This is a genomic window from Parasphingorhabdus sp. (genome assembly GCF_036964675.1).
Lineage (GTDB): Bacteria > Pseudomonadota > Alphaproteobacteria > Sphingomonadales > Sphingomonadaceae > Parasphingorhabdus.
This window is the reverse complement of the sequence record NZ_JBALTF010000005.1, coordinates 1-9,988: the sequence shown is the minus strand read 5'-3', so window position 1 is coordinate 9,988 and position 9,988 is coordinate 1. Positions and strand designations below refer to the sequence as shown.

Annotated in this window: 13 protein-coding genes; 12 read left to right on the top strand and 1 reads right to left on the bottom strand. The window is 58.4% G+C overall.

Going from position 1 to position 9,988, the window contains the following annotated elements; all coding sequences use genetic code 11:
• Positions 1-126: 126 nt before the first annotated feature.
• From V7665_RS01925 to pal, 12 genes are all read left to right on the top strand, one after another.
• The gene (locus V7665_RS01925) at positions 127-519 is read left to right on the top strand and encodes a VOC family protein (RefSeq protein WP_335662847.1); all 393 of its coding nucleotides are present in this window, start codon (positions 127-129) and stop codon (positions 517-519) included.
• 25 nt (positions 520-544) lie between these two features.
• Entirely contained in the window at positions 545-1,888 is a 1,344-nt protein-coding gene (locus V7665_RS01920; RefSeq protein WP_335662846.1) for an amidohydrolase, read from the top strand.
• Positions 1,889-1,892: 4 nt separating this feature from the next.
• Positions 1,893-3,623, top strand: coding sequence for an N-acyl-D-amino-acid deacylase family protein (locus V7665_RS01915; RefSeq protein ID WP_335662845.1), 1,731 nt, complete (start codon positions 1,893-1,895; stop codon positions 3,621-3,623).
• Positions 3,624-3,638: 15 nt separating this feature from the next.
• The gene (locus tag V7665_RS01910) at positions 3,639-3,986 is read left to right on the top strand and encodes a TraR/DksA family transcriptional regulator (protein WP_335662844.1); all 348 of its coding nucleotides are present in this window, start codon (positions 3,639-3,641) and stop codon (positions 3,984-3,986) included.
• Positions 3,987-4,070: 84 nt separating this feature from the next.
• The gene (locus tag V7665_RS01905) at positions 4,071-4,430 is read left to right on the top strand and encodes an ArsR/SmtB family transcription factor (protein ID WP_335662843.1); all 360 of its coding nucleotides are present in this window, start codon (positions 4,071-4,073) and stop codon (positions 4,428-4,430) included.
• Positions 4,417-4,926: an SRPBCC family protein gene (locus tag V7665_RS01900; protein ID WP_335662842.1), complete on the top strand. Its 510-nt coding sequence runs from the start codon at positions 4,417-4,419 to the stop codon at positions 4,924-4,926. Before V7665_RS01905 ends, V7665_RS01900 begins: the two co-directional genes overlap by 14 nt.
• A 134-nt stretch (positions 4,927-5,060) precedes the next feature.
• On the top strand, positions 5,061-5,537 hold the full coding sequence (locus V7665_RS01895) for a YbgC/FadM family acyl-CoA thioesterase (protein ID WP_335662841.1): 477 nt from the start codon (positions 5,061-5,063) through the stop codon (positions 5,535-5,537).
• Positions 5,538-5,601: 64 nt separating this feature from the next.
• On the top strand, positions 5,602-6,249 hold the full coding sequence (gene tolQ, locus V7665_RS01890) for a protein TolQ (RefSeq protein WP_335662890.1): 648 nt from the start codon (positions 5,602-5,604) through the stop codon (positions 6,247-6,249).
• A 2-nt stretch (positions 6,250-6,251) separates the two neighbouring features.
• The gene (gene tolR, locus V7665_RS01885) at positions 6,252-6,704 is read left to right on the top strand and encodes a protein TolR (protein WP_335662840.1); all 453 of its coding nucleotides are present in this window, start codon (positions 6,252-6,254) and stop codon (positions 6,702-6,704) included.
• 15 nt (positions 6,705-6,719) lie between these two features.
• Entirely contained in the window at positions 6,720-7,508 is a 789-nt protein-coding gene (locus V7665_RS01880; protein WP_335662839.1) for a cell envelope biogenesis protein TolA, read from the top strand.
• A gap of 10 nt (positions 7,509-7,518) precedes the next feature.
• Positions 7,519-8,859, top strand: coding sequence for a Tol-Pal system beta propeller repeat protein TolB (gene tolB / locus V7665_RS01875; RefSeq protein WP_335662838.1), 1,341 nt, complete (start codon positions 7,519-7,521; stop codon positions 8,857-8,859).
• A 75-nt stretch (positions 8,860-8,934) separates the two neighbouring features.
• Positions 8,935-9,444, top strand: coding sequence for a peptidoglycan-associated lipoprotein Pal (gene pal, locus V7665_RS01870; RefSeq protein ID WP_335662889.1), 510 nt, complete (start codon positions 8,935-8,937; stop codon positions 9,442-9,444).
• Positions 9,445-9,518: 74 nt separating this feature from the next.
• Here the strand turns inward: pal and V7665_RS01865 are convergent, their stop codons facing one another.
• Complete coding sequence (locus V7665_RS01865; protein WP_335662837.1) at positions 9,519-9,815, bottom strand: hypothetical protein; 297 nt, start codon at positions 9,813-9,815, stop codon at positions 9,519-9,521.
• Between the last annotated feature and the right edge of the window lie 173 nt (positions 9,816-9,988).

Below are 9,988 nucleotides of genomic sequence, written 5' to 3'. Positions count from 1 at the left end.
CGATCCCGACTGGCGCGCACCGGACATGTTTTACGGTGCCTATTTCCGCGATCCGGACCAGAACAAGATCTGTGTCTGCAAGACCAATTTTGCGGCAATTCCGGTGCAAAGCTGAGGAGAAATGTGATGATCGGATATGTAACGCTCGGCACCAATGATCTCGACAAGGCGCGCGCCTATTATGATGCGCTGCTCGGAGAACTGGGTGCTAAACGGCTGATGGAGTTGGAGGAAAACGGCTTCACCCTTTATGGTGTCGATATGACCACGCCATCGATTGCGCTGACCAAGCCGTATAATGGAGAGGCGGCGCAACCGGGCAATGGCAATATGATCGCGCTGCAGATGCAGGACCGCGGTCAGGTCGATTCTTTCTATCAAAAGGGCCTGGCACTGGGTGGTAGCGACGAAGGCGCGCCCGGTGTTCGCGGCGATGAAGGCCCGATGGCATTTTATGCCGCCTATTTTCGCGACCCGGAAGGCAACAAGCTTTGCGCATTTCGTTTGGGCGCGGCATAAGCATAAAAAATACAGGGGAAAAATCATGAAACATCTATTGGCTTTGGCCGCCACAACCGCCTTGATCTGGACCGCACCTGTCGCGGCGCAGAATAGTTCGACCTCGCCCGATCTGGCGGCGGCGATCGCAGCGGATTATGACAAAGAGCTGAAAGCGCTGTTTCTTGATTTTCATAAAAACCCCGAGCTTTCCTACAAGGAAACCCGGACCGCAGGGATCATCGCGAAGAAGTGGCGCGATGCGGGTTTTACCGTCACTGAAAAGGTCGGCGGAACCGGTGTCGTCGCGGTGATGAAAAATGGCGAAGGCCCGACCCTTATGCTGCGCGCGGACATGGACGGCCTGCCGCTCGTGGAAGACAGCGGACTGGACTATATGTCGACCGTGAAGCAGGTCAGCATCGACGGCGAGGAAAAGCCGGTCATGCACGCCTGCGGTCATGATGTGCACATCACCTCGCTGATCGGCACCGCGCACCAGATGGCGGCGAGGAAGGACCAGTGGGCCGGTACTTTGGTGCTGATCGCGCAGCCAGCCGAGGAACGCATTGGCGGCGCCAAGCTGATGATGGACGACGGTCTCTATACCCGTTTTCCCAAGCCTGATTATGCCATGGCCTTTCACATTTCCGCTGACACGCCGACCGGGCAGCTGTCCATCGGCGAAGGCATTGAAAGCAGCTCGTCCGACAGCGTCGATATCATTGTCCACGGAGTGGGAGCGCACGGCGCATCGCCGCACCGGGGCAAGGACCCGATCGTGATGGGCGCAGAAATCATCATGGCGCTACAGACGATTATCAGCCGGGAAATCGCGCCGCTCAAGCCCGGTGTGATCACCGTCGGTTCGTTCCACAGCGGCTTCAAGCATAATATCATTTCCGACAAGGCGGTGATGCAGCTGACGGTCCGCTCGGATGACGAGGATACGCGGGCGAAACTGCTCGAAGGGATCAAGCGCATTGCTACCAATGTCGGCCGGATGAATGGCCTGCCCGAGGACAAGCTGCCCGAAGTATTGGTGTCGCATGAATCGACCCCGGCCAATTATAATGACGCAGCGCTGACCAAGCGGGTCAAAGGCGTGTTTGCTGCGCGCTTTGGCGAAGAGGTATTCGACAACAAACCGCGCGAGGGCATGGGCGCCGAGGATTTTGCCTATTTTGTCGAACCCAATACCGATGTCCCCGGCGTCTATTTCTCGGTCGGTGGCACACCGCAGGCCGATTTTGATCGCGAGAAAGCGGGTGGCGCACCAGTGCCTTCGCATCACTCGCCATTCTTCAAGATCGCGCCGCGAGAATCGGTGACATTGGGGACCGAGGCAATGACCGCAGCGGCACTGGATCTGCTTTCGAAAAATGATTGATCCGGTGATCCGTCGGCGCCCGATACGCACTGTGCTGGCATCGGCGGCGTTGCTGCTGGCGACATCCTGCACGACGGTCGCCGAAACCGACATCAAACCTGTCGCCGAGGCACAGTCCTTTGATGTCCTGATCGACAACGGCCTGATCGTCGATGGCAGCGGCGGCGCGCCCTATGTCGGCGATGTCGCAATCCGCGATGATCGCATTGTCGCGGTTTCGCCGGAAATCACCGGCAGTGCCAGCCGGGTGATTGATGCGCGCGGCCTGGCCGTCGCGCCGGGCTTCATCAATATGCTCAGTTGGGCCGCCGATGCATTGATCGCCGATGGTGCTGGCGAGAGCGATATCCGGCAGGGCGTCACTCTGGAGGTGTTCGGCGAGGGATTTTCCGAAGCGCCGCTGACCGACAAAACCGCCCGAACCGAAGAAAGTCGTCAGGGAGACATCCGCTATCCGATCAGCTGGCGCAGTCTCGATCAATATTTCGACTTTATCGAAAAGCGCGGCATTGCCCCCAATGTCGCAACATTTGTCGGCGCGACGACGGTGCGGGTCAACACGCTCGACTATGCCGATATCGACCCGGACGCCGCACAGCTGGACAAGATGCGGGCGATGGTACGAGAGGGCATGAACGACGGCGCCATGGGCGTCGGCAGCTCGCTAATCTATGCACCGGCCAGCTATGCGGAGACGCCGGAACTGATCGCGCTGGCCACCGAATCGGCGCGTTGCGGCGGCATGTATATCAGCCACATGCGCAACGAGAGCGACCATGTCCTCGAAGCGATTGATGAGCTCATAGAAATAGCGGAAAAATCCGGTGGTCCCGCAGAAATCTATCATCTGAAACAGGCAGGCAAGGACAATTGGGACAAGCTCGACGCGGTTATCGCAAAAATCGAAGCCGCCCGCGCCAGGGGTCAGCGAATCACCGCCAATATGTACAATTACACCGCCGGTTCCACCGGCCTTGATGCGGCGATGCCGACCTGGGTGCAGGAAGGCGGCTATGAGCAATGGAAGAAGCGGCTGCAGGACCCGGAAATACGCACACGCGTGATCGCCGAAATGAGCGGCAAGCCCGATGGCTGGGAAAATCTATATTATCATGCCGGTCCCGACAAAATCATGCTGGTCGGATTCAAGAATGAAAAGCTGAAACCATTGACCGGCAAAACGCTGGCCGAGGTCGCGGCGATGCGCGGCACCAGCCCGGCAGAAACCGCCCTCGACCTGGTGATCGAGGATGGCAGCCGTGTGCAGGTGGTCTATTTCCTGATGGATGAAGCCAATGTCGCGCGGCAGACGGCCCTGCCCTGGATGTCCTTCGGTTCCGACGCCGGTGCCCAGGCCCCTCGCGATGTGTTCCTGAAATCTTCCACCCACCCCCGGACCTATGGGAATTTCGCCAGGCTGCTCGGCAAATATGTCCGCGAGGAAAAGCGCACCAGTCTGGCCGACGCGGTGCGGCGCCTGACCAGCATGCCAGCCAGCAATCTCGGGCTGAAAGATCGCGGCAGTCTGACCACTGGCCAATATGCCGATGTCGTGATTTTTGATCCCGCCACGATTGCCGATACCGCGACCTATGCGCAGCCGCAGCAATTCGCCATCGGCATGCAGCATGTGCTGGTCAATGGCGAGCCAGTGCTAAGCGACGGCAAAATGACCGGAGCCCGCCCGGGTCGCGCCGTCCGAGGCCCTGGCTGGAACAAATGCCCGCCGCTTTGAGGCAGGTACAGGCCAATGGACAGCGGACTGACCAGCGAGCAGATTGATCATTTTGCGCACAAGCTGCGTGAACAGCAGGCCGAACTGAAGGCCCGCGAAAAGGAGGGCGCCAGCTGGCGGGGGCCGGTCGAGCTCGACCAGCAAAGCGTCGGGCGGCTGTCGCGGATGGACGCGATGCAGCAGCAGGAAATGGCCCAGGCCGAGGCGCGGCGCAGGATCAGCGATCTGGCGAGAATAGAAATGGCGCTGAACCGGATCGCCGAAGACGAATATGGCTGGTGCGCCGAATGCGGCGAGCCGATTGCTTATGGGCGCCTCGAAATCGACCCGGCCGCCCATTTGTGCATCAGCTGCGCACGCTGATTTCATCCAAAGTTCATCAAAGTTCGGGCCAATGAAGCCTTTTGCGAGCTTAACATGCAACCATATAGTTGCATATAAAAGTGCATGACCGATGTCTTTGCCGCCCTTGCCGATGAAACCCGCCGCGCTCTGCTCGACCGGCTTTTCATCAAAAATGGTCAAAGCCTGACCGGCCTGCATCAGGGCATGGCGATGTCGCGCCAGGCGGTGGCCAAGCACCTGCATATTCTCGAATCAGCCAATCTCGTCTCCGTCCACTGGCAGGGACGGGAAAAGCTGCACTATCTCAATCCCGTTCCACTCGGCGATATCGTCCATCGCTGGGTCGGCAAGTTCGAGGATGCCCGGATTGCGGCGCTAACCGATTTCAAACAGCAGATCGAAAGTGCTTCCAGACCTTCTAACAGCAGCCAGCCAGAGGAGAAACGTCGTGCCGGCCAATGAAACTGCAAATATTGAAACCCGCGCATCAACCGGCGAGCCATGCGCGCCGGATTTTGTCTATACAATCTTCATCAAGGCCACCGCAGAACAAGTCTGGAACGGCCTGATCGATCGGGATCTGACCAAAGCCTATTGGGGCCATTATAATGAATCCGACTGGCAGCCGGGCTCGCGGTGGGATCATGTGCGCAGCGATGGCAGCGGCAAAATCGATACCCGTGGCCACATTGTCGAAATCGATCCTCCGCATAAAATGGTCTGGAGCTGGGCCTTTGACGCGGACGCAGATCAGCCCGAGAAACTGTCCCGCGTTACTTACGAGCTGACCAGCCTCGGGCCCGACACCAAATTGACGATCACCCATAGCGAACTCGAGCCGGGATCACGAATGGATATCGGGGTGCGTGAAGGTTGGCCAGCGGTACTCAGCAATTTGAAGTCACTGTTGGAAACAGGAGCGGTCTTGTCGGAAGACGAGTGGCCAAAGGCGGGTTAAGTCAAACAGAAGGCGGGGACATCTGATTCCAGCGCTGTCATCCTGCCGTCAGAAGGACTCAAAACTGCGCCCGGATGCATTGGGATTGAACATTCACTCTTCCACCAGCGAATCCAACCGCCTAATACCCTTGGATGGACGCCACCCTCATCATCCCCGACGATATCAAACCGCATGACGGACGCTTTGTCGGCGGCAAACATTATTTCGCCTGCCGCATCTATTTCGAGGACACCGATTTTTCCGGCATTGTCTATCACGCCAATTATCTGCGCTATATGGAACGGGCCCGTTCCGACATGCTCCGCCTGCTCGATATGGATCAGGGCGCGGCCTATGAAAGCGGCGAAGGCGTCTATGCTGTGGTCGATTTGACTATGAAATATCTGTTGCCGGCGAAACTGAATGATGATCTGGTCGTTGTCAGCACGGTCGAGACACTGCGTGCCGCCAGTGTGATTATCGACCAGACGATCATGCGCGGTTCGGACCATATTACGTCAGCTTCCGTTCACGCGGCTTTTCTTACCCCCGCCGGACGTCCGAGACGACAGCCGAAAGCGTGGACAAAGGCCTTCGCTAGCGTCATGGATCAGGCCGATAGGAAATGAAGGATAATATCTCTTGCTAGACCAACTTTCTCTGGGGGCGACCACCGGCAATTTCTCTCCATTCATGCTGTTCATGGAAGCCGATATTGTCGTCAAGACGGTGATGATCGGCCTGCTGCTGGCCAGTGTCTGGACGTGGACGATCATCGTCAGCTTCGGTATGAACATCGCCCAAATCGCCCGAAAATCCGAAAAATTCGAGCAGGCTTTCGACAAAACCGAAAATCTCGACAAGTTTTTCGAGGAATATGGCCAGTCCTCCCTGCCCAGCGCGAAGGTTCTGGCCGCCGGTGTCAAGGAGTGGCGCCGTTCAACCTCCAAGGGACCGATTGACCGGGAGGGTACAAGACAGCGACTGGCCAGTGCGATGAACATGACTATTGCCCATGAAGTGGACCGGATCGCCGACCGGCTCAATTTTCTCGCCACGGTCGGCAGTGTTGCGCCCTTTGTCGGTCTGTTCGGCACGGTCTGGGGCATCATGCGCAGTTTCTCGGCGATTGCGGCGGAACAGAATAGTTCGCTGGCGGTAGTCGCGCCCGGCATTGCCGAGGCTTTGTTCGCCACAGCCATTGGCCTGTTTGCCGCGATTCCGGCCGTGATTGCCTATAACCGCTTCTCCCATCGTCTGAACAAGCTGGAGGCCCGGATGGGCCGCTTTGCCGATGGCTTCCATGCAACGCTCAGCCGCGAACTGGAGCTGGGAGACTGAGCATGGGCATGAATATGGGATCAGGGATTGGCAGACGCGGCGGCAGTCGCGGCCGCGCGCCGATGGCCGAGATCAACGTCACGCCCTTTGTCGACGTGATGCTGGTGCTGCTGATCATTTTCATGGTGACGGCGCCGCTGCTGGTCGCTGGCGTGCCCGTCGATTTGCCGGAAAGCCGAGCCAATGCACTGGAACAGGATCAGGAGCCGGTGCAAATTTCGATCGATAGTGAAGGCCGCGTCTTTATCGAGGATGAAGAGCTGAGCCGCGGCGCTCTGGCGACAAGATTGCGCGAAATTGCCGCCGACCAGAATCCGGAAGATCCACGCCAGATCATGTTGCGCGGCGACAAGACGCTCGACTATGGGCTGATCATGGGCGTGATGGGCGAGCTGAACCGGGCGGGTTTGAACCGAGTTTCGCTGGTCACTACAGGTTCATCCGAGACACCGTAATAGTGGACAGCTGATATGGAGAAAGCTGAAAAAATTGGCTTGGGAATAGCGGCTGCGGGTCATCTGGCCCTGTTCGGCGCGCTATCCTTAAGTGTCCTGACCGGCACCAATGAGGCGTTTCGCAACAAACCGATCGAAGTGATGATTGCCGATGAAGTGGGGCTGGAAAGCGCCGCTCCCAATCCCGCCAAAATCACCCCGGCGACCAGCGTTGCACCAGAGCTTGGTGCGCCGGAAGAGAGCAGCTTTGTCGAACCGGAACCATTGCCCGAACCACCGAAAGCCGAAGCCAAACCGACGCCTGCGGTCAAGCCCGCCCCGGTCTCCCGCGAGCCGAGGCGCCGTCCCGACCGGCCGGCCAGCGTCGCTGCCAAAGCGTCACCGAAACCCCAGGAAAAGCCGCGTGGCTCGCGATTGGGCGATGATTTCCTGAAAGGCGTTACCGATGCGCCTTCGGTCAGCCGGAACCAGAATATCTCCGCGGAAAAGGCCTCGCCCGCAGCTGTCGCCTCGCTGGAGCGTGAGCTTTACCGGCTGATCAAGCAGAAATGGCGGCCTCCGACAGGTGCCGATGCCGAACTCTTGCGCACCACGGTCACGGCGCGTCTCGACAGCAGCGGCCGGATCATCGGCACACCAACAGCGTCCACAACCGGCATCACGCCGAGCAACCGGTCGCAGGTCGATATCCATCAGGAACGCGCCATTGCGGCGGTCCAGCTTGCCGCGCCGTTCACAACATTCCCGGAAAAATTTTATGACGAATGGAAGGTTATCGAACCTGTCCTGTATCTTGGCGTCTAGGAGACCACTCATGCAATCGCCCGCCCCCTATGTCCGTACATTCATTCTTGGCTTCATCGCCAGCGTTGGATTGACTGCGACCGCGCACGCTCAACTGACCGTCGATGTCGACAATAGCGCATCGGAAGATCTGGTCATTGCCGTTCCCGGCCTGCCCACGCCGCAAAGCGTGGATACGGCCGCTGGCAGCACCAGTGAACTGGGCGGCAAGATCAGCGACGTCATCGTCAGCGACTTGCGTTCAAGCGGCCTGTTCAAGCCGATTGGCCGCAATCAGGTCCGCGGGATCAGCTATGCGGAAGTCACCGCGCCGCAATTCCCCTATTGGAGCGGTACCAATGCCTCTGCGCTGATTCAGGGTTTCATACGGGCCAATGCTGATGGCAAGCTGACGGTTGGCTGCTATCTCTATGATGTCGCGCTGGAAACCGAACTCACCCGCCAGGGCTTTGTCGTCGAGCCGCGCGACTGGCGCCGGGCCGCGCATAAATGCGCTGATGCGATCTATTCCCGGCTGAGCGGAGAATCCCCGTTTTTTGACAGCCGCATCGCCTATATTGCCGAGACCGGTCCCAAGGGTAATAGGATCAAACGTCTGGCGATCATGGACAGCGACGGTGCCAATCACCGGTTCATCACCAACGGCCAGGCCACGGCCCTCACCCCGCGATTTTCGCCCGATTACAAGAGCATCGTCTATCTGAGCTTTCTCGATGGCAATCCGCGCATCTATATTTACGAAATCGGCACCGGCCGCCAGCGGCTGATCAGCCAGAGCACCAACCCGACCTTTGCACCGCGCTGGTCGCCAGATGGCAAATGGATCCTCTATTCCATGGCCATTGCCGGCAATACCGATATTTACAAAGTGTCGGCAGCGGGCGGCGGCAGACCGCAGCAGCTGACCTTTTCTCCTGGCATCGATATCGGCGGCAGCTTCTCTCCCGACGGCAGCCAGATTGTCTTCGAAAGCGACCGCTCGGGCAGCCAGCAACTCTATGTCATGAACGCTGATGGCGGCAATGAACGGCGAATCAGCTTTGGCGGCGGGCGCTTTGCCACGCCGGAATGGAGCCCACGCGGCGACCTGATCGCCTTCACCAAGATGGCGGGCAATTTCCGGATCGGCGTGATGACACCCAGCGGCGGCGGCGAGCGGTTGCTGACCAACAGCTGGCAGGACGAAGCGCCGACCTGGGCTCCCAATGGCCGGGTGATCCAGTTTTTCCGGACCACCAAGGGAAGCGGCGGCACCGGTATCTGGCAAGTCGACCTTACCGGCGGCAACGAACGGCAATTGCCGACTCCGGTGAACGGCTCGGATCCGGCATGGGGACCATTGCTGCCGTGAATTAGAGACGCGACAAGTCACTGAAAAAAGACTATATCTGGCCGAAGGGCTAATTCAAATAGGAGCAATATGATGATCAAATATGCGACCCCCCTCCTGATTACCGCCAGCCTGGTTTTGGCTGGTTGTGCCAAGAAACCACCCGAAGAATTGCCGCCGGCACCGATGGGTACCGAAGCGCCTACCCCCACACCGACCGGTCCTGTTGCTCCGGGCTATAGCCCTGGTTCGCAGGGTGATTTTCTGGCCAACACCATGTCCGACCGGGTATTGTTCGACACCGATCGCTTCAATATCGACCAGCGGGATCAGGCGATATTGCGAAGTCAGGCCCAATGGCTGGCGCAAAATCCCAACGCGCGGATCACCATCGAAGGCCATTGCGACGAACGCGGCACCCGCGACTATAACCTCGCGCTGGGCGAACGCCGTGCCAATGCGGCGAAAAACTATCTCGCTTCGCTGGGTGTCAGCCCGTCCCGGATGACCACGGTCAGCTATGGCAAGGAACGGCCAGAAGCGCTCGCTTCCAGCGAGAGTGCCTGGGCGCAAAATCGCCGCGCAGTGAGCATTGTGGTTCGCTAGATCGAACTGAAAACAGACAAAAAAAGGGCCGCTACCCGATTGGGAAGCGGCCCTTTTTTTAATCTGAAAATCGATTATTTCTTGGTGCCGGTCATCGCCATTTCACCAAAGGCACCTGCTTTTACCGAACCGGCCAGCTGACCGTCGGTGATCGTCGCATCGCCTTCCAGTTTCATCGGCATGGGAACGGTCATGTTCATTTCCCAGGTGATGTGATTGCCATCGACCTTGCCATTTTCAACATCCATCGACCCCATGGCGCCAGCGTTGACACCGGTGAACGTGTCACCGTCGGTGACAATGGTAAATTCCGAAGTCTGGTCTCCCATCGGGGATTTCGTCACACAAGTATAAGTTCCATCAATAGACATTCCATTCTCCTTTTATGTCAAAGCCCTGACCCGGCTCGGGCTGGCGATCACTCACCGCCATCCGCCGAATCGTCTGAACTGCTATCACTATTAACAGCAGTGTCACTAGCTTCATAGCCGCGATATTCGATTGGCATGTCGAGCGCGTCCAGCTGGCTTTTGATCTTGTCGAC

Excerpts from the sequence above, each read along its gene's own strand:
- V7665_RS01905 (WP_335662843.1), top strand. The coding sequence starts at position 4,071 with ATGACCGATGTCTTTGCCGCCCTTGCCGATGAAACCCGCCGCGCTCTG.
- V7665_RS01920 (WP_335662846.1), top strand. The coding sequence starts at position 545 with ATGAAACATCTATTGGCTTTGGCCGCCACAACCGCCTTGATCTGGACC.
- tolB (WP_335662838.1), top strand. The coding sequence starts at position 7,519 with ATGCAATCGCCCGCCCCCTATGTCCGTACATTCATTCTTGGCTTCATC.
- V7665_RS01865 (WP_335662837.1), bottom strand. The coding sequence starts at position 9,815 with ATGTCTATTGATGGAACTTATACTTGTGTGACGAAATCCCCGATGGGA.
- V7665_RS01910 (WP_335662844.1), top strand. The coding sequence starts at position 3,639 with ATGGACAGCGGACTGACCAGCGAGCAGATTGATCATTTTGCGCACAAG.
- V7665_RS01925 (WP_335662847.1), top strand. The coding sequence starts at position 127 with ATGATCGGATATGTAACGCTCGGCACCAATGATCTCGACAAGGCGCGC.
- tolR (WP_335662840.1), top strand. The coding sequence starts at position 6,252 with ATGGGCATGAATATGGGATCAGGGATTGGCAGACGCGGCGGCAGTCGC.
- V7665_RS01895 (WP_335662841.1), top strand. The coding sequence starts at position 5,061 with ATGGACGCCACCCTCATCATCCCCGACGATATCAAACCGCATGACGGA.
- V7665_RS01880 (WP_335662839.1), top strand. The coding sequence starts at position 6,720 with ATGGAGAAAGCTGAAAAAATTGGCTTGGGAATAGCGGCTGCGGGTCAT.
- tolQ (WP_335662890.1), top strand. The coding sequence starts at position 5,602 with ATGCTGTTCATGGAAGCCGATATTGTCGTCAAGACGGTGATGATCGGC.